Below are 23612 nucleotides of genomic sequence, written 5' to 3' on the forward strand. Positions count from 1 at the left end.
TGAATCCAACCTTTTATTACTTCCTGTATTGAGTTTAAAAACAAGGGAATGCTTTTATATTCTCAGGGCAGTGTTTGAATCAAATTTTAAAAATCCAATGTCCTCCATGTATTTGAAATAGCGTTTGATTAAATGATCATCCATAGGGGGATAGGTCATTCCATGTGCTTGGAGAACCGTTTGAGTATTTGTTGAGTCAAAGTGCGCCATGTTTTCGTATAGTTCCCAGACTGTTTTGTCTCGTTCTACCTTTTCAGTGAGCATTGGAAGAAATGGCGTAAGGGCGTTGTCTGCGTGTTGGTCGCTTGCTTGAATGAGAGCTTCTACCCAATCGTTATATGCTTTCTTTTCTAATGGATAGCCTATTTCTTCTGTGATTTTTTGAAAAAATTCACCTAATTCCATGCTTTCTTCTTGAGGTGGAACGAGGTGATAGGCTTTGCCGAAGTTGGCTGGATCCTTGCATATGGTTGTAATGGCTTTTGAAACAAAGTCGACGGGTACGAATTCTTTTCGTTGATTCGGTAGCTCACCGTAAGCCTTTAATTGGATGCATCCTTTGATTAGTCTCGCCATGTAATCCTCTGTATTATGAACGCCTGTTTGACTGTCGCCCATGATGAAGCCGGGGCGAAGGACTGTGATCGGCACGCCACGTTTTTTTGCTTCCCACATGATTTTTTCTGCCACCCATTTACTTTGAGAGTACCCAATGTCCTTTTCTACAATAGGAAGATAAGCATCGATGGATGTATCTTCAAAAAGAACGGTCGTGCCATCTAGATACCCGGCAGGTCCGAATATGGCAATGGTCGATAAGAAATGAACAGGCTTTACCTGTTCTGTGCAGGCGAGTTTGATGATATTTTCTGTGCCGGTGACATTTGTATCCTTGTGCATGTGATAGGGCTGAACGTAATTGACTTTTGCTCCATTATGATAGATGGCATCAATGGTTTGGGCGAGTTGTTGAAATTCCTCTGTTGAGAGTCCTAGTTGAGGCTTGTCCAAGTAACCTACAATCGGTTTTAGTTGTTTCAGATAATGTTCGTCCCATAGGTGATATTTCTCCATATTTACTTGTATTCTCTGTCTTGCGTGCTGTTTGTCCCTTGCTCTGATGACACAATAGATTTGGATGGAGGGATTCATTCGAACAAGCTCTTTAATGAGATAAGCGCCTAGAAAGCCGGTTGCTCCTGTTAATAACACGGCATTCTGCTTAAAGGATTTAGAATCGAATAGGTGCTTTGGCTGAATCTTTTCATCTAAAAATCCCTCTGATGTGAGCTGTTGTTTCGGCTCAGGTGTTTGATTTTGTAGCATAAGATGAACTTGTTGAATCGTAGGATGTTCATAAAGGGTGCTGGCAGGTAGTTCAACGTGTAATGTTTCCTGCATACGCATTAAGGTTTTGGCGGCAAGGATGGAGTTTCCTCCTAAGTCGAAGAAGTGATCGTTTGTGCCAATGGGCTCTACCTTTAATAGGTCTGTCCATATTTCACAGAGTGCTTCTTCGGTTTGATTAGTTGGTGCGACATATTCAGTTTGCAGTTTGGGTCTGTCGAAATGATGTCTTGGTAGTGCTTTTCGATCGACTTTTCCATTTGTGGTCGTAGGGAAGTTTGTCAATAGAACATAATGTGCAGGGCGCATGAAATCAGGGAATGTTTTCTTTGCATAAGTTTGAATGGTATATAGATCCCATGTCTTTTTGTTGGACGGAATGATGTATGCAATGATGCGTTTATCCCCAGGTATCACTTCTGTGGCTGTCACCAAACAGGATTTAACACTTGGGTGCTGGATCAATACATGCTCAATCTCGCTAAGCTCAATACGAAAGCCTCTAATTTTGACTTGGTCATCCTTTCTACCAATATATTCAATCAGCCCATCAGGTTGTTGTCGAACAAGATCCCCTGTTTTGTAATAGGTTCTTCCATCCCGTTCGATGAAACGTTCCTTTGTTAGGTTTGCTCTTCGCCAGTAGCCTAATGCTAGTCCATCTCCTGAAGTGATGAGTTCCCCTATTTGTCCTTGAGAGACAGATTCACCTTGTTCATTTGTGATGTCAATGATGGTTCCTGCTACAGGTCTGCCAATTGGTATACTGACGAGATCATCCCAGGTGTCTGGCAGTTGAAAAGTTGTTGTGAAGATTGTATTTTCTGTCGGGCCATAGCCATTAATGATGGTCGTATGTGGGAGCTCCTTTAATGCTTGATGAACGACTTGAGGAGACATGACATCTCCGCCAGAGACGATGTATTTAACTGATTTGATATCGTTCAGGTGTGACTCCATCATCAAGTTGAACAATCCAGTAGTTAAAAAAAGAATCGATACATCATAGTCTTTAATGGTTTGACTGACGAGTTCAGGAGTCAGTTTTCCAGAAGGAGGAATAGCGAGTATCGCTCCATTTAATAAAGCGGACCATATTTCAAATGTAGAGGAATCAAAAGAGATGGTAGATAATAATGCTAAGGTATCAGAAGAATTAACGGGCAGAAAGGAAGGGTTATGCGTTAGGTGCATGATACATCTATGTGTAATGACAACACCTTTTGGTTTTCCTGTTGTGCCAGAGGTATACATGATATAAGCGGCATCAGAAGGTTTGACATCAAAAGACGGGTTTGACGTTGATTGTGTAAGGATGAGATGTTTTTCTTTATCTAAGTAGATAGTAGGAATAGGCAAGGAGGTTAGGCTTTGAGTGACATGGGATGTTGTGAGTAAAAACGATAGTTCGGCATCTTCAATCATAAATTGAATACGTTCACTAGGGTAATTTATATCTATAGGCACATAAACGGCTCCTATTTTGATGATAGCGAGAATAGAGACAATCAATTGTGGTGATCTTTCTAAGGCTAGGCCAATATGAGAAGCTTTCGTTACGCCCATTTTGATAAGGTAATTGGCGAACTGGTTACTTTGTTTCTCAAGTTCAGCATATGTGATGTTCTGATGGTTGCACGCTAAAGCTGGATGATGCGGCGTGTGAGTGGCGTGGTGTCTCATGATATCACATAAATTTTGATCATTCATGATGATATTCCCCCTCTAGAATTTGATAGATTAGGAATGTTATTCCTAAATCCACCCAAAGTGTATATGAAGAAATATTCATTGTCAATGAAGGTCATATTAACAATGAAATGTAAAATTTATATAATAATTGAAATAATATGAAGATATATTGTCCTATTTAGAGATAAAATGTATGGGACCCTCGGCTTTTTCCTTGAATGAGCGTTTTGATGATCAAGAGGAGATGAAAATAGGGGGAAATTGAATCATAAGATAGGCTGGATTCACTGATAGGATGAAAGATCACTTTTTTATTAGAAATATATATACTATTTCGAAAAATATTTGGTAAAATATACAGGTATATCTTAAATTTGTTATATATTGTTTAAGGAGCTGTCGTGTTGAAGGGATCTAGGGTTGAGTTTATTGATAGTTTACGTGGTTTTAGTTTATTAGGTATTTTGATTGTGAATATGCTTAATTTTCAATATGATTATGATTTTGAGAAGATGTTTGATCCGAGCATATGGGGACAGGAGTTTGGGGTATATGTGACGGAGATCTTGTTCCAGGGATCATTTTATCCGATTTTCTCCTTTTTGTTTGGGTATTCTTTTATCAAGTTGATTGAATCCACAAAGGCAAAGGGGCTGAATACGAATGCCATTGTCGTCCGCCGCGGCTTTGGTCTTATTGTGCTTGGGATGTTGCATTACATATTCATTTGGAATGGTGATATTCTCTTATATTATGGAGCATGTACGTTTTTCTTGATGATGTTTTTAAGCAGCCGGATCAAAACAATGCTGATTTGGTCAGGTGTGTTAGGTGCTTTGTCATTAGTGGTTTTACCATTTCTGATGACCTTTGTTTATGGAAATGATGATTTATTAACTGATGTGTATGCGAAGGGTGCATACGGTGATATTTTATTGAGCCGGGTGACGATTGAAGACGATATGATGATTGTGACCATTATTATGGCGATCGTGACCATTACGATGATGCCGATCTTGGGTTTTCTATTCGGTACGATCATGGTGGGGCCATTTGCACTGCTTGGCATGGCGATCGGGAAAAAAGGTCATTTGACAGAAGAAGATCGAGGCATGGCTTATCGTAAAGGCTGGGTTTGGATGATTATCATCGGGCTCGCTTTAAAATGTGCGACGTTCAGTGATGCTCCTTGGAGCGAAATGGTGTTGACGTTAGGAGCCTATGTCCTGACGATCGGTTATATTCAAGCTTTTATTGTCTTCTACTATTCAAATGCTGCACAAGGGTTGAAACGTTTGCTTGCAGGACTGGGCCGATTGTCTTTATCAAACTATTTGGCTCAATCTATTATTTGTACAACGATTTTCTATTCTTACGGACTTGGGTTATTCGGACAAATGGGCTCAATGTTTGGACTGGTACTTGCTGTTGGACTTTACACAGCTCAGCTGTTCATCAGCTATCTCTATTTGAAAAAGTGGAGAAGAGGGCCTGTGGAATGGCTTATGGGAAAATGGGTATATTGGAGATAAATTGATTTGTTGAGGAACCGCATGGCTGAAGAGCTGTGCGGTTTTTTAGTTGGATCGCATTCAAAAAAGTTCATAAAAGGAGTTGAATATTTTTTTAGTGTGTATATAATGTATATATAGTGTATATACAATATTTCATTGCGAATACCAGTACAGAAAAAAGAGGTTTTTTATATGCAAATTACGATTTCTAACCATTCTAAGGAGCCTATCTATGAGCAAATCACGACGCAAATCAAATCGTTGATCTTAACGGGTGAGCTTGCAGAAGGTGCGGGACTGCCGTCTATCCGAAAGCTGGCGAAGGATTTACAAATCAGCGTCATCACAACAAAACGTGCATATGAAGAGTTAGAGAAGGCAGGATTTATTTATTCGATTGTCGGTAAGGGATCATTTGTTGCCGAGCAAAACCTAGAGGTCATGAGAGAGAAAAAATTGAAGGTGATTGAGGAACAGCTTGGAGCGGTTGTTACAAACGGCAAGGAATTAGGCTTATCTTTTGATGAATTGCAGCAGTTATTAAAGTTCTTGTATGAGGAGTGAGATGAGTGGAGCACGTGATTGAATTCAAAGGAGTATCAAAACGGTTCAAAGACTTTTCTGTGCAGAATCTCGATTTACAGGTCAAAAAGGGCTTTGTTACTGGGTTTATTGGAGAAAATGGAGCTGGTAAGTCGACCACGATTAAAATGATCATGAATTTGTTAAAACCAGATTCTGGTGAGGTTAAAATTTTTGGATTAGATTATCGCACCCATGAAAAAGAGATTAAGGAACGAATTGGCTTTGTTTACGATGCTAACGTTTTTTTCCCAGGATTGAATTTAAAAGACATCAAACGAATTGTGGCACCTGCCTATAAACGCTGGGATGATAGACTATTTTATCAATATATTGAACAGTTTGGTCTGCCGCTGAATAAAGCGATTAAAACATTTTCAAAAGGGATGCAGATGAAGGCATCGCTTGCGATTGCGCTGTCGCACCATGCAGAGCTGATTATCATGGATGAACCAACTGCTGGTTTAGATCCGGTCTTTAGAAGAGAGCTGCTCGGCACGTTACAAGAATTGATGATTGATGGAAATCGAACGATTTTTTTCTCAACGCATATGACGACTGATTTAGATCGCATCGCGGATTATATTGCGTTTATACAAAATGGAAGATTGGTCTTTCAACAGTCGATTCATGAGGTGGCGGAGAATTATGCGCTGGTGAAGGGGAGCCTGGATTTGCTGGATCGAGACACAGAAAAGGCGTTTATCCATATTCAGCGTACGGCAGCCGGATTTGAAGCATTAACAGATCGGATTGATGAGGTGAAACTTATTTTTGGGGATGCTGTTGTGATTGAACCGGCGTCGCTTGAGGATATCATGTTTTATTTGAAAGGCGGGGTTGCGCATGTTTCATTTAATTAAGCGTGATGTGATTTTGCAAAAGAAGCAGTTACTTATTTTTATTCCGTTTATCTTATTTTTCATTTTCATGGATGTCCACCCAGTTTTAACGTTTCTAGTCGCTAGTGTCTTTATTCCATTTAACACATATGCTTATGATGAGAAGGCAGAAACGAATATTCTATTAAATTCCTTGCCCTATACACGTAAAGAAATTATCGCATCACGTTATCTTGGCGCCATTTTCTATATGAGTATTGCGATCGTGCTGACAAGTGCTGCATTATTTGTGTTTGGGAAGCTGTTTTCGCTGTCAGATATTGCGATTGGCAGCGGGTTGTTTTTATTGTTCGCAGCATGTACGTTTCCATTGTTTTATATCTTAAAGCCTGGTTATATCACAACGGCAGTGATCATTGGCTTTATCGTATTATCTGCTATGGGACCGCCTGTTGTTTTCTATTTAGCAGAGCAATTCAGTGGGATCACTGATTTTATCATGAATTTATCGATCCCTATTGTATATACGGGGTCAACTGTACTGATTATGCTCATCTACTTGCTGTCTTGGGGACTTTCTACTGCGATTTACCAGAGGAAAGTGTTTTAAATCAGATGATCACATCATTTATAGAGAACCATTCATTTTGAGGTAGGCCTTTCAAAATGGATGATTCTTTTTTGCATCCGGTGAAATTGACATACAGAAGAAAAGAGGTTATTGTTAATTAACATAATGTTAATTATTTTTAACATATTGTTAAATAAATCATCCTTTAAGAAAGGAATTTGAAATGGAGATTAAAAATAGAATTAAGGTATTACGGGCAGAAAGAGACTGGACACAAAAGGATTTGGCAGAGAAGTTAGGTGTGACTCGTCAAACTGTGGCAGCGATTGAAAATGGTAAATATTCTTTGTCTTTAAAATTAGCATTTCAAATTGCGAGAACATTTGAAGTTGATTTATATGACGTTTTTCAAGAGGTCGACAAGGAGGAACAACAATGATAACGACGATCATACTTTATTCTCTCATTACCCTTTCTATTTTAAGCACGGCCTTTCAATTTAAGAAAAGCCGTGAATATAAACATGATGAACGAGGTCAATTTATTTTAGCGAAAGCCGGAAGTTTTTCCATTATAGGTGTGGCTTTAGCCTATATATTGGTTGCTGTCGTTCAATCTTTGGTCCATCAATTCTCATCTCCAACAGAGTGGTTTTATATAGCAATTACGTTTATGTATGTATCAAGTGTTTGCGCAAATACAATCGGCATCATCTATTGTGAAAGAAAATATTAATTTTCATCGATGGATGTAAGCTAGAGTTCTTCATCATGAAGGGAAGAGAAAACCAATGAAAAAAATATTGAGAATCATGTTGATCTCCATAGGCACCATTATCACGGTCATGGTTGTTTTTCTAGCTACTGTTTATTTTGTAAACCTCATTAGTAATGAACGGGAGAAAGGGAAAATAGAAGCTTATGGGCAAAAGGTCTTGGTGGATGGGAAGCAGATGAATGTGCTCATTCAAGGCGATGGGAAAGAAACGATTGTCCTTCTACCAGGCTATGGAACTGCTTCACCCGTGCTGGATTTTGAACCGTTAGTCAAGGAGTTATCGCAAGATCATAGAGTCGTAGTGATTGAACCGTTTGGTTATGGTTTAAGTGACGACACAGATAAAGTAAGGACAAGTCAAAACATTGTGGATGAGATTCATGAATGTTTGCAGAAACTCAACATTAAAAAATATACGCTAATGGGTCATTCGATTTCTGGCATTTATGGATTAGAATATGTGAATCAATACGAAAAAGAAGTCCAAGCCTTTGTTGGAATTGATAGTAGTTTTCCTAAGCAGGAGGATGCAGATGAATTACCAGTCTCCAGCTTACAGCTGCTTCATCAATCCGGATTTTACAGATTGATAGTGAAAATGAATCCAGATCAACTAGTGATGCCTAAAGTAGATGATCAAACGAAAGCTCAGATTAAAATGCTGACTTTCCGAAATTTCTTGGATGAAAGCCAAGCTAGTGAGGCAGAAAACTTTAGAAACAATTTTAAAAACGCTCAACGCCTACATTTCCCTAAGAAGCTCCCTGTGGCTTTCTATCTAGCGGATCAAACGGAGAAAGAAACACCAAACTGGAAACCAATGCATGAAGAGCTGCTGAAAAATGTAGACCACGGAAAAGTCGTTACTTTCAAAGGCGGCCATTATTTGCATCATACGAAATCAAAAGAAATCGCAGATGATGTGAGGAAGTTTCTATCGAACAACGAGCGCTCACGTTAGCGTTTTTCCTCCTCAGCTGGACAGATGAAACATCGCAATTTTGATCAAAACGAGTGAACTGATTTGTTTTATGATCAAGAAGAGGTGAGGGAGATGATGTATAGTCGGGTGACGCAAGAGGTGATTTCTTATTTGGAGTCGCATTTGATGGATGAGCTGTCGCTGAGACAGGTGCATGAGAAAGTAGGATATTCACATTTTCATTTGCTGCGTGTGTTTAAACGAGAAACCGGGCTGTCGATGGGGGAATATGTGCGGAAACGAAGATTAGCTACGGCTGCACAGCTTCTTTTGTATACGGATCAGGGGATTTTAGACATCGCTTTTTCGTTACAATTCCAATCGCAGGAAGCCTTTACGCGTGCTTTTAAGCATCTTTATTCTTTACCTCCCGGAATGTACAGGTCCATGATGAGAGATATGCAAATGAAAAAGGAGGAAGATTCGATGACATTACATGAAGCAGTACCTGGCTGGGGTTTGAGTGGTTCACATCCGCATATGTATGAGATGGGTGTTGATACAGCAGAGTTTCATACGGGAAAGCAATCAGGTGTTTTATCATCTAAAGAAGGCGTACAAGAAGGACAGTTTGCGACGATGATGCAGGGGTTTCAAGCAAAAGAGTATGTAGGCAAGCGATTGAAGCTCTCTGCTTTCTTGAAAACAGAGAATGTATCTTCAGCAGGAATTTGGATGCGGGTAGATGACGGAAAGGGTGATACGGTGCAGTTTGATAATATGCAGAATCGACCTGTGACAGATTCTACGGAATGGAATCAATATGCGATCGTATTAGATGTTCCTATGCGCAGTGAATCCATTCATTTTGGAGTGCTACTCAGCGGTCATGGAACAATCTGGGCTGACGGTTTTCGATTTGAGGAAGTGGATGAGAAAACACCTACAACGAATATGGTGGAGGCTTCGGCTCTGCCAGATGTGCCGATGAATTTGCATTTTGAGCTTGAGAAGACCGTGTGAGCGGTCTTTTTTTTGTTGTATACAAATCTGCATGAACCGTTTATAATGAAAAATATAATTAAACATACCGACGGTCGGTATGTAAAAGGAGGCGTTTGAACTGGCGCGAAATAAGTATCCAGAAAAGACGATGCAGCAAATTTTGGACGTGTCGACAAAGTTGTTTCAGGAAAAGGGATTTGAAAAGACAAGTTTGCAAGATATTATCCATGAATTGAATATGTCTAAAGGGGCTATATATCATCATTTTAAATCGAAGGATGATATATTACGCGGCGTGATGAATCGGCAGTTTCGTTATGCAACCGAGAAGCTTGAGGAGTTAATTGAGCATACGGAGGCAGCTCATGCGAAAGAGAAGCTGCAGCTTATCCTGGAGCAGCTTGTGGCAGACCCGCAGTCTCATTCGATTGATGGGATCTTGGTTGATCAGATGAAAAATCCGCAATTTGTGATTGAAGGCATGAAGACAGGTGTCAATCAGGACGCTGTGAGAATCAAACAGTTAATCATTGAAGGGATTGAGGATGGTTCGATGGAAACTGCGTTTCCTGGTGAAGTGGCAGAAGTATTTTTGCTTCTTGTGAATATATGGTTGAATCCCACATTGTTTGTCCGCAATCATGAAGAAACGGTCCAGCGTTTGTGTTTTTTAAAGCAGATGATGAAGGGGCTTGGCGTGGATATTGTGAGTGATCTATTTATTCAAAAGGTGACAGCGCACTATGCTGAAATTGGCGGGTATGATCTGCCCGAAAGATAAAGAATGCCAACTGATAGGAGGATGACGTATGATTCATTTTATGAAGGTTGAGCTAAGAAAAGGTCACATGAAGCAGTATATTCAAGCTAGTTTCATCGCGAGTATTGTGCTGCTAGTATTCATCTATTTTATTGCGTTTGCTGCAAAAATTGAACGCGAACCGGGTTTTCAGCAATATACGAATATTTATTTGTTAACGAGTACAGTATGGATGATCTTTTTTTCTATCATCACAGCTATGCTGTATTGGCGTGTAGGCAAGACTGTTTATCAGGAACGCACATCCAATTCAGTGAGATTCCTTTCTCATATGATATGGATGGTGTGCCTTTCAACGTTTGCGATGATGTGCAGTATCATTCCTTCGTTTGTTGTGTTTAGTGTGACTGAATTGTTTTTCCCTATTGTTCACGATACGCTGACGGCAGGTTCTCTGTTTCAATTGATGAAAACATTCTTTATGTTGATTGTTTGTGTTCAAGCGATTGGCATGATGGCGATGAGAATAGGGTTGAGCAAGAAATCTGTTTTGATGACCGTCCTGACTGCCATTGTTTTATGTGCTGTTTTAGGAAATGTATCGCTCGCCATTTATGGCAATGATCAAATGAATCTCATCCTGTCAGGAGTGATGATTGCAGCAGTCCTCATTGTGATCTTGGAATTGTGGAGCCGCATCGGCCGGCTGCAAACGAGGTAATTCATGATGGGAAAAGGATGGAGACATGTGAAGCATACGGTTCAAATTGAAGAAGCAATAACGGAACTTTCGTTAAACTGGCTGGTGGGAGATGTTCGCCTTTATCACCATGATCATCCTTATTTATTGATGAAGCAGACCACCAATCACGTATTCCCCCATCGGTATTTACTGCATCATCAAGTGCAGGAAGGCAGGCTAGTCATTCAAGATAAAAGAAAACGAGCGATCAGCTTGGGGCTTCATCTTCATCAAACGAATTTGGAGATTTACCTCCCTCAGGCACAGTTACAGTCCTTGTCTATTCATTGTAAAGGAGCAAATCTATTCTTGGATGGATTGAAGGTGAAGGAGGCTAACTGCCAATTGATTTCTGGAAAGTCCATGTTCACGGGAGAAATCAAGCATCTGCGCTTGCAGACAGTGGGTGGACTTATCTCTAGTCAACAGCTCAACACGCAGACATTGAGCCTGCGTACTACTTCGTCAAAAGTGGAGATGGTAGGTGCTTTTTCAGATATTGATCTGAATTTAATAGGCAGAAGGGTACAGATACATTCAAAGGCCATGCTGCATTCGCTCAAATCGACGTCAACTGGATCATCTGTCAAAGTGGCAATTCCGGAAAATGATGGATTTATTTGTTATGTGAAGAAAAGATCAGGAACTTTTCACAATGACTTTCCTTGTGTTGATGATCAGGAGAGAATGGTTTATAAAAATGGAGGGAAAAGCTTTGAGGTCGATATAAGGGGAGGTTCTTTTCTATTAAGTGATGGTCATTGAAGCGATGTTGATCCTCTGATTCAATATATCAATATAAAATAATTTGAATATCTTCTTATGTCAGAATATTTTGCTAATATTGTTTTCCTCAAAAAAACAATTGTTTTTTAAGGGTAGATTTATTATGATAATATACATCGAAAGATTGAAGATTTTGAATCAGAATGAAAATTCTGATTTTTTATTTTTTATGTTGTTTGTTGATGAGGGGGAATAGAAGTGGCTCAAAAGGAATTAAAGAGAGGGTTAAGTGCTCGTCATATTCAAATGATTGCGCTTGGCGGCACAATTGGTGTTGGCTTATTTATGGGGTCAGCTAAAGCCATTCAATGGACAGGTCCATCGGTTCTTCTCGCGTACGCAGTGTGTGGTATTTTTATCTTTTTTATTATGCGTGCGATGGGAGAAATGTTGTATCTTGAACCGAGTACGGGATCGTTTGCTACATTTGGGCATCAATATATTCATCCGCTTGCGGGGTATATGACAGCTTGGAGTAACTGGTTCCAGTGGGTCATTGTTGGAATGTCTGAGATTATCGCCGTAGGTGCTTATATGAAATATTGGTTCCCGGAGTTACCGGCGTGGATTCCCGGATTAATCGCCATGATCATTTTAGGTGCGGCCAACTTAATTTCGGTTAAGTCATTCGGTGAGTTTGAATTCTGGTTTGCGATGATCAAGATTGTGACGATTATTTTAATGATCATTGCAGGTTTAGGCATTATTTTCTTTGGGTTTGGCAATGGTGGAACAGCGATTGGTTTGTCTAACCTTTGGGCGCATGGCGGATTCTTTACAGGTGGATTTACCGGTTTCTTGTTTGCATTGTCTCTAGTGATTGCTGCTTATCAAGGGGTAGAGCTCATAGGAATTACTGCAGGTGAGGCGCAAAATCCGCAAAAGACGCTGACCAATGCCATCAAAAGTATCATCTGGCGTATTTTGCTTTTCTATATCGGTGCGATCTTTGTCATCGTGACTGTGTATCCTTGGGATCAGCTGAATACGCTCGGTAGTCCTTTTGTGGCGACGTTTGCGAAAATTGGAATTACGGCAGCAGCAGGTATTATTAACTTTGTTGTCATTACAGCAGCGATGTCCGGCTGTAATAGTGGAATCTTCAGTGCGGGACGTATGCTTTATACATTAGGTGTGAATGGACAGGCACCTGCTTTCTTCACAAAAATTTCGAAGAATGGTGTACCGTATTTTGGGACATTTGCTGTGCTGATTGGTTTAGCGGTTGGGGTGGTCTTAAATTACGTTTCTCCGCCAAACATTTTCGTTTATGTGTATAGTGCGAGTGTCCTTCCTGGTATGGTGCCTTGGTTTGTGATTTTAATTAGTCACATTGGCTTCAGAAAAGCGAAGGGGGCAGCGCTTGATCAGCATCCGTTTAAGCTGCCGCTTGCGCCATTTTCTAACTATTTGACAATCGGATTCTTGCTGATGGTGCTTGTGTTTATGCTGATTAATCAGGATACACGAATTTCTCTTATTGTAGCAATTGGGTTCTTGATTTTAGTGGCGCTTAGCTTTTTTGTATTTGGAATTGGTAAACGAAAACCGATTGAAACAGCTTCTTCTGATCAAACGGTGAAATAATCAAAAGCCTTGCGGAGTGGACCCGCAAGGCTTTTGTCGTTTACAGAGAAGCTTTGACACGCTGAAAGACATCTGGAAAGTTGGTGAAAAGACCGGTGACGCCGTACTGCAAAAGCCGTGTCATATCTGCCTCGCTATTGACTGTATATGGGTGAAGGAGGAGTCCATGGCTTCTGACCTGCTGTACATTTTCAAGTGTCAATGCTCTAAAATTCGGTCCGACCCCCACTGCATACGTTTTGATGAAATCGAGCTGATCATCTGTAATAGACGTCATTTGCGCCCTGTCTAAAAGCTGTACTTTTGGAAGCCGAGGGGCGAGTTTCTGCAATTTTAATAGACTTTCTTGGCTGAAAGATTGGATGATGACCTGCCCTTTTCTCGTATGTTTTCCAAGAAGGTGATGTTTCTTTAAGACGGCCAATAGCTTTTCTTCCATTTGTGGATAGATGTCTGGTTTTTTGGTTTCAATATAATAATTTTCTCGTTTACCGAAGTAGCGTAATACCTCATCTAATGTGAGGACTTGCTGTCCAATATAGTGGGTATTTTGTTTGTCGGGGTTGGCTTCGTTAAACCATGCACCGGCATCGAGCTGTTTGATTTCGGCAAGTGTGAGGTCTTTGACCCAGCCTGTTCCGTTTGTCGTCCGGTCAACCGTTTCATCGTGCATGACGATGAGGTGTCCATCCTTTGTCATTTGAAGGTCGAGTTCGAGGTAATCTGCATTCATCTTTGTGGCGAGCTTGTAGGAAGCTAGGGTATGCTCTGGGGCATACCCTGATGCTCCGCGGTGTGCAACGGTTAAAATGCGATCTGGAGATAAAAGATGTTCATGTGCCGATATGGTGGTCGGCACCCAACCAAAAGACAGTAAAGCAAAAGAGAGTAACACGAAAGCAAGTAATCTACTTTTCTTCATATTTTATCCTCCTTTTACGGTAACTGCCTCCATCATAAGAAATAGATGTAAAGGGCATGTTGGGCGGAGATGAATCTTTTATGTGATTTTCATTAAACTTGCTCTACGCGCTTTCCTGTATTCCATGTCATGGCGAGGAACACAATCGCAAGGATACAAGAACCAACTAGTAAAATGAAACCTCCTGTCCAGTCATAGTGATCGACGACGACGCCCATCATGGCATTAGCAAAAGCAGAGCCACCAATATATCCAAAGAATCCTGTCAACCCGGCAGCAGTGCCAGCGGCTTTTTTCGGAGCGAGATCAATGGCTTGCAGTCCAATGAGCATGACGGGTCCGTAAATTAAAAACCCGATGCTGATGAGGGCAATGTTATCAACCATTGGATTGCCAGCAGGGTTTAACCAGTACACAAGAACCGCAATTAATACGCCGATCATAAAGAGGACGCCAGCAGGTGCGCGGCGGCTTCTAAAGAAGCGGTCACTAATCCACCCGCACAATAATGTACCAGGGATGCCTGCATATTCATAAAGGAAATAAGACCAGCGTGAATGCTCTGGTGAGAATCCTTTTGCTTCTGTTAAATAGGTAGGTGCCCAGTCTACGACCCCGTAACGGACAAAGTACACAAAGACGTTGGCAATGGCGATATACCAAAGGAATTTATTGTTGAGTACATATTTAAACAAAATCTCTTTTACGGTTAATTCTTTTTCTTGATCTTCATATTGTTGTGCCGGATAGTCATTTCGGTATTCTTCAATTGGCGGAAGACCAGCGGATTGCGGGGTGTCCCGTACGAGAAGAATGATGACGAAGGAGACGATAATGGCGATGATGGCAGGGAAGAAAAAGATACTTTTCCACGTCGCAAACAAAACAATTCCTAATGTAATAAGCGGTGCAAGAATCCCCCCGCCGATATTGTGAGCGACGTTCCAAATGGACATTTTCGTACCACGTTCACTCACCGAAAACCAATGCGCCATCGTTCGTCCGCATGGCGGCCACCCCATTCCTTGAAACCAGCCGTTTAAGAACATGAATAAAAACATGATCCATACACTGGATGTCACCCATGGAAATGAGACAAATAGAATATTGATAAGAGCTGATAGAAAGAGTCCAGCGGCTAAAAAGTATCTTGGGTTACACCGGTCTGAGATCATCCCCATAATGAATTTACTAAATCCATAAGCGATTGAAACAGCCGCCAGTACAAAGCCTAATTCACTTTTTGTGAACCCCTCTTCCTGTAAATAAGGGATGGCAAATGCGAAATTTTTGCGCAACAAATAGTAGCCCGCATATCCGATAAAGATCCCCAAAAAGACTTGCAGCCGCAGCCGTTTATAGGTTTCGTCTGTTTTGGCATCATCGAGCCTGTCGATATGTGGAGCCGGTTTAAACCATTTGAACATAAACATCCTCCTCTTGTAGATATGACTGAAACAAAAGTACGAGGTCTGTCTTTGATCTTGTACTTTTTCAGAGACAAAAGAATTGATAACGCTTTCTTTTGTACTCCCATCATATCGGATGGAGAAGATGTTTATGATGAGGCTTTTGTCATTATTTTGGAAAAACAGTTCATGAAGTGATGAAAAAAATCCGCACAATGGCGGATTTTTAATAGTGGTTAAATTGATACATCAATTTTTGCAGATTTCTTTAGTTGATCAATTTCTTTTTGTACTTCTTTTTGTTTTTCTTGAGATTCTAACTGCTTCTTGATTTGTGATTTGACGTCTTTGAAATCAGGTGCTTTTTGTTTTTGTTTTTTCATTTGTTCGGCGTATTGGTCATAGTACGCTTTGACGTCTTTTTCAGACACAGAGGCTGATTTAATTTCTTTGTCGACATATTGGCTGTATTTGATGCTGTCGGCAATATCACTTTTTAGCTGATCCATTGTCAGTCCGCTCTTTTTGAGTGCTTCTTCAAATTGAGCATTGTCTTTAAATTGTTTCTTTTCTTCTTTTAGCTGCTTATCGACTTGCTTGTCAGAGGCTTTATAGCCCTTCTTCTCAGCATCTTGCAGGATGAGTTCTTGACCTACTAGCGCATCAATGGTTTGCTTCTTGACAGCTTTTGCGCCTTCTTTAGATGTTGGGTCTTGTCCTGACTGCTGAAGTTGACCTTGAATGGTCGATAAGGCGCTATTGTATTCACTTCCTGTGATTTTATCTTTGTTGACGGTCGCAACGACCTTTTGATCATCAATTTTTTGTGCGTCTAATTTCTTTTGCATCTCTTCCATTTGCTTTTGCTGCTCTTTTTGGTCAGCCTGTGTTGTTTCCTTGCTTTTGGCTGAATCGTTTTGCTTATCCTGTTTCGCATCGTTTGATGAGCAGGCTGCAAGCCCCACTGATAACAGACAAGCAATGAGTGTATATGATACTTTTTTCAATTATTTTCTCTCCCTTCGGTATGAGAACATCTAGTGCGCATTCTAACCGTTTTAGAGGAAAAATAAAACCGTATAGACGAATTGTTAGCGGATTGACATGTTTTTTATCTGTTTGTCCTCATTTTGTCTTCTCATAGTCATCATATGACAGCTCAAGTTTGGAATGATTGTTCCATCGCTTCGTCGAGATTGGTGATCGGCTGGCGGCAGCTGTAGTTTTCACAAATATAGACCGTCGTGCTGTCGTTGATCGTTTTGTAATCTTTTGTAAAAGGTGCGAGCCTTGCTAATTCTTGCCCTGTTTCGGCAGTTAAAATGAGATCAAATGGCATGAATCGTTTTTGCAATGCTTGTAGAAGCTGTTCTTTTTGCGGATCGCCCTTTTTCCCGAGAATAATGATTTCTCGTTTTACGGCATATTGGCTTAATAGTCCTTGTAAAAAGGCGGTATGTCCGCTTGGATAGGAAGAGACATCGACGTAAAAGGCGCTGAACATCTTCTCTAGTGTTTCGATCCAGTCTTGACGTCCGATCATTCTGCTTAGTTTCAGAAGCTGGTGGAGTGCAGTACTGTTACCAGACGGCATGGCCCCGTCGTATACTTCTTTTTCACGAACAATAAGCGCTTCTGCATCTGAGCCTGAGAAGAAAAAGCCCCCGATTTGCTCATCCCAGAACAGTTCAAACATATTTTCAGCAACGGCTCTGGCTTTTGTCAGCCAATCTAGGTCAAAGGTCGCTTCGTATAAAGACATATACGCTGTGAGCATGTGAGCATAATCTTCGATAAAGCCTAGATGCTTCACGTCCCCTTCTCTGAAGCGGACCATGAGGCGTCCCTGTTGGATGAGGTGTGTTTCGAGAAAAGACATTGCCTGTTTTGCCATGCGTATGGCTTCTTCTTCATGAAAGACACTCCCTGCTTTGGCAAGTGCGGAAATCATCAGCGCATTCCACGAGGTGAGTACCTTGTCATCGATTAGCGGTGCAGGTCGCTGCTGTCTTACAGTGAGTAAGATGTGTCGAGCGGATTGCAGTTTGGAATGAAGGGTTTTGTCGTCGATTGAATATGCTGCCTTGATGTCATCAAATGAGGTGGAAATGGTATGAGGGATGTTCTGTCCTTCAAAATTTCCTTCCTCTGTGATGTGGTAGACCGCACAAAATAAAGTGCCGAGGTCATCGCCTAAATGGGTCATGATCTCCTTTTTTGTCCAAACGTAATATTGACCTTCCTTTCCTTCAGAATCTGCATCGATTGCCGAATAAAAAGAGCCGTCACGATTCATCATGTCTCGTTTGATAAATTGAATGAGGTCCTGGACAAGCTTTTCGTACTCAGGGTGTTGAGTGATTTGATAGGCTTCGGTGTAGGCATCTATCAGCAAGGCGTTATCATACAGCATCTTTTCAAAATGCGGCACAAGCCATTTTTCATCTGTTGAATATCGAGTAAATCCAGAACCAATATGATCATAAATACCGCCGTTTGCCATACCGTTTAACGTTTTTGTGACAGCATATAACGCATTTTCTTGCCCTGTCCATTCAAAATAGCGCATGAGAAACGTGAGCATATGAGGCGCAGGAAATTTAGGCGCAGAACCGAAGCCGCCATACAGCGTATCAAAGCTGCTCATGAGCTGATAATAGGCTTTGTGAATCGACTCCTGAGTGAGCGTATTTTCTGTCTGCCCTGCTGCCTTGATCCGCAAATTATTTGTTGCCTTTTCTGCCAATGATTCAATATGATCTCGGTCGTTGTGATACGCATCCAGCAATTGCGTCAGTGCTTCAATGAAGCCAGGACGGCCGTAAGCACTTCTTTTTGGAAAATAAGTCCCCGCATAAAACGGCTTTTGATCAGGCGTGACAAACACGTTGAGCGGCCAGCCGCCTTGCCCCGTCATCATCTGACAAACGGACATATACATCGAGTCAATATCTGGACGCTCCTCACGATCGACTTTGATTGAAATGAAATGCTCGTTTAGGATGTCAGCGACTTGTTGATCTTCAAAGCTTTCGTGTGCCATGACGTGGCACCAGTGACATGTTCGTTTAGCTACCCATACCCAATCGATACGAAAACGGGTTTGTTTTCACGTTTCGCTTTCTCAAATGCTTCATCTGACCATGTGTACCAATTGACAGGATTATAGGCATGTTGGATAAGGTATGGTGATTTTTCAGCGATTAATCGGTTGGGTATTGATTTTTTCTTCATGGGATCACCTGCCTTTATAATTTTTAACTTAGTTTAACACAAAAATGTTTTGTTCAAAAAAAGGAGCTGAATTAATTAAACTATTGAAAAGTTTTAAATAGGAAAATATACTTGTTATATTATGGTTATATAGTTACATTTTTGTGAGTGATTAGCAATTTTATTATGCCTAAATAACCTTTCGGTGGATAGGTGATTTTGAAATAATGTTATAAATATTGCAAAGAACATATTTTGTAAGGAGGGATGGGAATGGAAAACGTAATACCTTATGATTTAGTTGCAACAAAACTCAATTACTGGTATACAGCAATAAAAAATAACCGAATAGAACAGGCTGAATCTATAAAGGAAGAAGTCGTTGAAGAGCTAGACAATATGGAAGAAAATCCAGACGTGTTTCTATATTATCAATTGCTTGAATTTAGACACTACATGATGATTAATGAAATTAATGTTCATGATATCAAAATGCTAGATGATGATTACTTGTCTCTGAGGAAAGTCGAGAGACAAGAAAACCTAACAGGAATGTTGGAATTTTATTTTTATTTCTTCATGGGGATGTATGAGTTCCGTAGAAATGAATTGAGTACAGCTATTAGTGCTTATAGGAAGGCTGAAAGCAAACTTGATGCAGTTGATGACATAATAGAAAAAGCAGATTTTTATTACAAAATGGCGCACGTTTATTATGCCAAAAAACAAACTTATTTTAGTTTAAATTATGCTGAAAGAGCTCTTAAAATTTATAATAAGAATGAAGAATACCTTGAACATTCTCTTAGGTGCCGTTTCATTGTTGGTGGTAACTTAATTGATGATTTGAGGTATGATGAAGCTTTAGAGATATTTCTTAGTGTATTGGAAACTGCTGAGAAGAAAAACGATTTTCTTATAAAAGGGATGGCTCATATAAATATTGGTGTGTGTTATGATGAGCTAGAGGATTATGAGAATGCTACTTTTCATTTAGATAAAGCTTTAGATATATTAGAGAATCATAAACGTATATATTTGACGAAAATTCTATTTATGCTGACAAGGATTCATTGTAAAGTTGGAAATAAAGAACAAGCAAAATATTTTTATTTTAAGGGAACCAAATATTCCGAAATTATGAATGATGAAGAATATCAACAAAAATTTAAGGTGCTGACTGTTTTATACTTTGAAGGCGATGAAAATCTGATTGAAGAGTGCTTTGAGTATTTAACGAAGAAGAGGTTATACGCTGATATTGAATACCTTTCAAATGATGTAGGTCAATATTATGAAAAGAAGGGTGATTTTGAATTATCTACTTTTTATTATAAAATGAATATCGAGTCAAGATACCATATTAGGAAGGAAGTGAGAAAAAATAATGAAAAAGAAAAAGATGTTATTGATTATGTCTACACTGTTCATTAGTTTTTTAACATTTGCTTATGTGAGTGATGTACAACAAGCTAAACATGATGTTGCAGAAAGAATAGTAGCTTAATAAAAAAATCTCGTGTTAGTTCTTCTATTGAACAATAACACGAGATTTTTTTAAATTATTACAACGTGGTTTTCATGGAAGTTTTCTCTTCTGTTGTAAATAGAGAGTTTTTTATTTTGTTTATATTTGATCTTGGCTATTGCTAATGGAACATTATAACGTGTTGCAATTGTTTCAGCAGATAAATTTCTTATACAAAGGTTTGACCCTTTTAATAAACTATCTGGAAGCAATAGTTCTGCTGCGAAAGTATTTGCTTGGGATTCCAATTTACTTTCAAGGACAATTGAAGTTTTCTTTATCTTGAAAGTATTAAATTCCTTGTGTAAGAAGAAATGTCCTAGTTCGTGGGCAAGTGTCGCTTGTTGATCATGAAAATCTAAGTTGTTGTTGAGGTGAATGAGATACTTATTTGCACCCTCATGATATTGTAAAAAACCATTAATTTTACTTCCTAAATTAGAAGGGAGAATTATTATGTCTAACTTTTTTGATAGAACTTGTGGATCGTTTGATTGATGATCATTAATAACATGTTGTGCAATATGTTTAATTCTTTTATCTGTATACAACCCTTTTCACTCTTTCTTTTTTTTGGTCATTTCATCAACATAACGAATGCCGTTAATAAGAGCTTGTTTGATTAATTTGGCTGTTTCTTCATCAATGTCTGCGTTTTTCATTAATAACAATGTATCTTCTTTTTCTAATTCTGCTAATGCATCATTTATTGTTTCTTCTACTTTTGAAGGCTTTCGTTTAGATTCTAATAAATAATCTGTTGACACATTATATAGATCGGCTAATTCCCTCAGCATTTCAGTGTCGGGGCTATTTCTTCCGTTTTCGTAATTAGATAAGACCTGTTGTCTAATGTTTAGTTTTTGTGCAGCATCTTTTTGAGTTTTAAAACCTGCATTTATTCTCGCCTTCTTTAACCTTTCTGCTAATGACATAATATCATTCCTCTGTAAAATAAAGTTTACAACGAAAAGTTGTACATATTTGAATTTTAACCTCTTTTCGATAAAAAAACATTGACTTCTCCTAAAAGGAGTAATAAAATATAATTAACAACAAAAAGGAGTAAAAATAAACAAAGGAGGCTAAAATGAAAGAATTTTTAGATGTGACTGACATTATGAAGATAATGGATGTTTCACAAAACAAAGCATACAAGATGATTAGAGAATTAAATTCTCAATTAAAAGACAACGGATTCAAAGTAATGAAAGGGAAAGTAAACAAGAGTTATTTTGAAAGTTGTTACTATGCAACAAAGGAGGTGGAGAATATTGATGAGCCTATCTGAAACAAAAGACATAATGAAAAAGGCTGTATCTTTAGCCAAACATCTTGAAGGTGACTGGTCTGCAAGAATGAAGATGGCACTAAATAATGTGTACATAGATCATTATTTATCGCAGCCAATGACACGAGAAATTGTTGAAAAACTTCTATTAAAAGGGATGTCATTCCGTAGGATTAAAAAGCATTATAAAGTTGGCATGGATGAAATTTCTTCTCTTCTCGCAAAATGAATAGTGTGAGTTTACACCACTATATGAGAGGTAGAGAAATGAAAGGTAGTGAAGTGGAATGAGTCTTTTGGAACTTTTCGATCAATCTCTAAAGAGATTTGAAGATGAAAAAGAACCTATTACACTTTCTTTAGCCGTTGTCATTCAAAAGAAAATTGATGACGGATTGAACGAAGAATTTGAGGAATTTCACGAGTGGTTTAGAAAAAATTATTACGATGTAAAAGGAAATCCATTGTTCTATTTTAGAATGCCAATGGTTGATGAATCGCCTTTAATTTATGGGGCGAAGCCTAGAGTTCTGTTGTTGAATGGTCCTTATATTGTTGGGGACTGCTAGAAGGGAATGACGATCTTTGAAAAATACATATAGACAAAAAAAGCGCCTTGATATTCATCAAGAACGCCTTAGATAAAACCTAGACAATTTTATTATAAGGCTTCTTGAATGAAATGTCATGCGTGAGTATTTGACGATTGGCGGCAATCATGTTTAATAATGCCGAAGCAGGCTAGAAGAAGCGTGCGAAATAGCTGTAAGCAGCTTGATGATCATAAATGGTCTACTAGGTTGCCATGACTGGCTATGCTGTGAGCGACTGATAAGCGCCATGATGACAGTGTCGGAGCGATTCTTTTTTTAAAAAATAAAATATCGTGATGAACACGTAAAATGAGGAGACTTATATAATGGAATTAAAATTTATTGTACCTAATATTGCAGAAACTTTTGGCGAAATTAAATTTATGGGCTTAAATCGTGATCGATTCGTTTTTGATCGAGTTGCTAATAAAAGAACGGATCAATTGGAATCAAGAACATATAACTTAGGTTCTAGCTGTCAAGGCGGTCAAATTGAAGTTACCTTGCCCGCAGCAGTCGAACTTAAAGAGTTTGATTTCATGAGTGACGTTGAATTAGTAAATCCAATTATTCAAGCGCAAGCACGTGCTAATGGAAACTTTGCTAATGTATCGTGGACTGTTGTTGCGGATGATATTATTCTTAAAGGTTCAAATGTTAATGCTTCAAAAGTAACGCCAGCAGCACCGGCAACAAATGAGAAAAAGTAGTGTTAGGAAGTGTATGTCCATTTCTTATGGAAGTAAGCGGCAAAGATTCGTCCTAGAGATTAATGATATTGATTTAATAGGCAGTTATTGTATGAAACCTACGGCAATTGGTTGGAGCGATAATTGAGAAGAGCGTGCTTGTAGTATGGGCACGCTCTTTTTAAGAATTATCTTTCTTCTCTATAGTAGTGCTAAAACCTGACATAATTAAACCTACGCAGTCTAATATAGCTCCTGCTATACCAATGCAAGAAAAAAGAAAAACAACAGGGGCATTCTGTAAAAGATTTAATACTAAGCTTTTAAGTGGTGAAAGTGAAGTAACATTTGTCTCTATAAACAATATAATACTGAGTAGAAATAGGGTAGTTAACTCAGAACTATTATTACGAATTGAAATCATATGAAATGAAGGATAATCTTCTTTAGCTATGCCAATTTCTCTCATCCTTTTGCGGAGATTTCTGGGGAAAATCAAGCCCTAAATTATCCCTATACCTGAAATAGCTGAAATAAAGGTGAAGATGTAAAATAAATCAGTTTGGCTTATTTTCTTTTCAGTAAAATAGTTAACTAATGATGTTGGAATTAATTTTCCGATTGCATTAAAAAAATGATTGAAAACATGGGGGTGAAATGATGCTAAAATAATGCTAAATAAAAGAAGATAAGTTAGGTAAATTGAAAATTTAAAATAAATGCCTATGATTTTATCAAACATATAATTCCCTTCCTAGATACTAATTATGCATATTTTATCATTTTATGGATTGGTGGTAAATGTAGAAATAATATAATCATTTAAAGTAAATTAAGAGA

Annotated in this window: 24 protein-coding genes and 1 pseudogene; 17 read left to right on the plus strand and 8 right to left on the minus strand. The window is 39.0% G+C overall.

Features of this window, described 5'->3' with window-relative positions; all coding sequences use genetic code 11:
• Positions 1 to 54: 54 nt before the first annotated feature.
• On the minus strand, positions 55 to 3057 hold the full coding sequence (locus M2353_RS00590; RefSeq protein ID WP_284724712.1) for a non-ribosomal peptide synthetase family protein: 3003 nt from the start codon (positions 3055 to 3057) through the stop codon (positions 55 to 57).
• A 386-nt stretch (positions 3058 to 3443) separates the two neighbouring features.
• Between M2353_RS00590 and M2353_RS00595 the strand changes: the two genes are divergently transcribed.
• From M2353_RS00595 to M2353_RS00650, 12 genes are all read left to right on the plus strand, one after another.
• Positions 3444 to 4571 carry a DUF418 domain-containing protein gene (locus M2353_RS00595; RefSeq protein ID WP_342394129.1) on the plus strand — a complete coding sequence of 376 codons (1128 nt, stop codon included), beginning with the start codon at positions 3444 to 3446 and terminating at the stop codon, positions 4569 to 4571.
• A gap of 174 nt (positions 4572 to 4745) precedes the next feature.
• On the plus strand, positions 4746 to 5117 hold the full coding sequence (locus tag M2353_RS00600; RefSeq protein WP_008343911.1) for a GntR family transcriptional regulator: 372 nt from the start codon (positions 4746 to 4748) through the stop codon (positions 5115 to 5117).
• 5 nt (positions 5118 to 5122) lie between these two features.
• Positions 5123 to 5998 carry an ABC transporter ATP-binding protein gene (locus tag M2353_RS00605; RefSeq protein WP_024719131.1) on the plus strand — a complete coding sequence of 292 codons (876 nt, stop codon included), beginning with the start codon at positions 5123 to 5125 and terminating at the stop codon, positions 5996 to 5998.
• Positions 5982 to 6587, plus strand: coding sequence for an ABC-2 transporter permease (locus M2353_RS00610; protein WP_035390634.1), 606 nt, complete (start codon positions 5982 to 5984; stop codon positions 6585 to 6587). The genes M2353_RS00605 and M2353_RS00610 overlap by 17 nt, the downstream gene beginning before the upstream one ends.
• Before the next feature lie 184 nt (positions 6588 to 6771).
• A complete protein-coding gene (locus M2353_RS00615; protein ID WP_012008754.1) occupies positions 6772 to 6987 on the plus strand; it encodes a helix-turn-helix transcriptional regulator in 216 nt (71 codons plus the stop codon).
• The gene (locus tag M2353_RS00620) at positions 6984 to 7283 is read left to right on the plus strand and encodes a hypothetical protein (RefSeq protein ID WP_284724714.1); all 300 of its coding nucleotides are present in this window, start codon (positions 6984 to 6986) and stop codon (positions 7281 to 7283) included. Before M2353_RS00615 ends, M2353_RS00620 begins: the two co-directional genes overlap by 4 nt.
• A gap of 55 nt (positions 7284 to 7338) precedes the next feature.
• On the plus strand, positions 7339 to 8286 hold the full coding sequence (locus M2353_RS00625; protein ID WP_284724715.1) for an alpha/beta fold hydrolase: 948 nt from the start codon (positions 7339 to 7341) through the stop codon (positions 8284 to 8286).
• Positions 8287 to 8379: 93 nt separating this feature from the next.
• On the plus strand, positions 8380 to 9270 hold the full coding sequence (locus M2353_RS00630) for a helix-turn-helix domain-containing protein (RefSeq protein ID WP_284724716.1): 891 nt from the start codon (positions 8380 to 8382) through the stop codon (positions 9268 to 9270).
• 130 nt (positions 9271 to 9400) lie between these two features.
• Positions 9401 to 10033: a TetR/AcrR family transcriptional regulator gene (locus M2353_RS00635; protein ID WP_284724717.1), complete on the plus strand. Its 633-nt coding sequence runs from the start codon at positions 9401 to 9403 to the stop codon at positions 10031 to 10033.
• A gap of 28 nt (positions 10034 to 10061) precedes the next feature.
• The gene (locus M2353_RS00640) at positions 10062 to 10733 is read left to right on the plus strand and encodes a hypothetical protein (RefSeq protein ID WP_045034667.1); all 672 of its coding nucleotides are present in this window, start codon (positions 10062 to 10064) and stop codon (positions 10731 to 10733) included.
• A 6-nt stretch (positions 10734 to 10739) separates the two neighbouring features.
• Entirely contained in the window at positions 10740 to 11519 is a 780-nt protein-coding gene (locus tag M2353_RS00645; RefSeq protein WP_284724718.1) for a DUF4097 family beta strand repeat-containing protein, read from the plus strand.
• Positions 11520 to 11738: 219 nt separating this feature from the next.
• The gene (locus M2353_RS00650) at positions 11739 to 13127 is read left to right on the plus strand and encodes an amino acid permease (protein ID WP_284724719.1); all 1389 of its coding nucleotides are present in this window, start codon (positions 11739 to 11741) and stop codon (positions 13125 to 13127) included.
• Positions 13128 to 13167: 40 nt separating this feature from the next.
• Here M2353_RS00650 and M2353_RS00655 read toward each other — a convergent pair whose 3' ends face one another.
• From M2353_RS00655 to M2353_RS00675, 5 genes and pseudogenes are all read right to left on the minus strand, one after another.
• The gene (locus tag M2353_RS00655; RefSeq protein WP_284724720.1) at positions 13168 to 14049 is read right to left on the minus strand and encodes a glycerophosphodiester phosphodiesterase; all 882 of its coding nucleotides are present in this window, start codon (positions 14047 to 14049) and stop codon (positions 13168 to 13170) included.
• A 92-nt stretch (positions 14050 to 14141) separates the two neighbouring features.
• Entirely contained in the window at positions 14142 to 15476 is a 1335-nt protein-coding gene (glpT, locus tag M2353_RS00660; protein WP_284724721.1) for a glycerol-3-phosphate transporter, read from the minus strand.
• Between the two features lie 218 nt (positions 15477 to 15694).
• Complete coding sequence (locus M2353_RS00665; protein ID WP_008359353.1) at positions 15695 to 16465, minus strand: SurA N-terminal domain-containing protein; 771 nt, start codon at positions 16463 to 16465, stop codon at positions 15695 to 15697.
• A 152-nt stretch (positions 16466 to 16617) separates the two neighbouring features.
• A complete protein-coding gene (locus M2353_RS00670; protein ID WP_284724722.1) occupies positions 16618 to 18501 on the minus strand; it encodes a thioredoxin domain-containing protein in 1884 nt (627 codons plus the stop codon).
• Positions 18502 to 18536: 35 nt separating this feature from the next.
• Positions 18537 to 18692: pseudogene (locus tag M2353_RS00675) on the minus strand (DUF255 domain-containing protein); the annotation flags it as partial.
• 252 nt (positions 18693 to 18944) lie between these two features.
• Between M2353_RS00675 and M2353_RS00680 the strand changes: the two are divergent.
• A complete protein-coding gene (locus M2353_RS00680; RefSeq protein ID WP_284724723.1) occupies positions 18945 to 20105 on the plus strand; it encodes a response regulator aspartate phosphatase in 1161 nt (386 codons plus the stop codon).
• A gap of 123 nt (positions 20106 to 20228) precedes the next feature.
• Here the strand turns inward: M2353_RS00680 and M2353_RS00685 are convergent, their stop codons facing one another.
• Positions 20229 to 20750: an ImmA/IrrE family metallo-endopeptidase gene (locus M2353_RS00685; RefSeq protein ID WP_144667753.1), complete on the minus strand. Its 522-nt coding sequence runs from the start codon at positions 20748 to 20750 to the stop codon at positions 20229 to 20231.
• A 6-nt stretch (positions 20751 to 20756) separates the two neighbouring features.
• Positions 20757 to 21134, minus strand: a complete 378-nt coding sequence (locus tag M2353_RS00690; RefSeq protein ID WP_041115327.1) for a helix-turn-helix domain-containing protein — start codon at positions 21132 to 21134, stop codon at positions 20757 to 20759.
• 155 nt (positions 21135 to 21289) lie between these two features.
• Between M2353_RS00690 and M2353_RS00695 the strand changes: the two genes are divergently transcribed.
• The 4 genes from M2353_RS00695 to M2353_RS00710 all read left to right on the plus strand — a co-directional run bounded on the left by M2353_RS00695 (position 21290) and on the right by M2353_RS00710 (position 22793).
• Positions 21290 to 21490, plus strand: coding sequence for an ICEBs1 excisionase (locus M2353_RS00695; RefSeq protein WP_284724724.1), 201 nt, complete (start codon positions 21290 to 21292; stop codon positions 21488 to 21490).
• Entirely contained in the window at positions 21477 to 21719 is a 243-nt protein-coding gene (locus M2353_RS00700) for a hypothetical protein (protein WP_284724725.1), read from the plus strand. Before M2353_RS00695 ends, M2353_RS00700 begins: the two co-directional genes overlap by 14 nt.
• A 58-nt stretch (positions 21720 to 21777) precedes the next feature.
• Entirely contained in the window at positions 21778 to 22059 is a 282-nt protein-coding gene (locus M2353_RS00705; protein WP_284724726.1) for a hypothetical protein, read from the plus strand.
• 350 nt (positions 22060 to 22409) lie between these two features.
• On the plus strand, positions 22410 to 22793 hold the full coding sequence (locus M2353_RS00710; protein ID WP_284724727.1) for a YdcP family protein: 384 nt from the start codon (positions 22410 to 22412) through the stop codon (positions 22791 to 22793).
• The last annotated feature ends 819 nt before the right edge of the window (positions 22794 to 23612 follow it).

Source organism: Bacillus aerius, assembly GCF_029894105.1.
Lineage (GTDB): Bacteria > Bacillota > Bacilli > Bacillales > Bacillaceae > Bacillus > Bacillus altitudinis.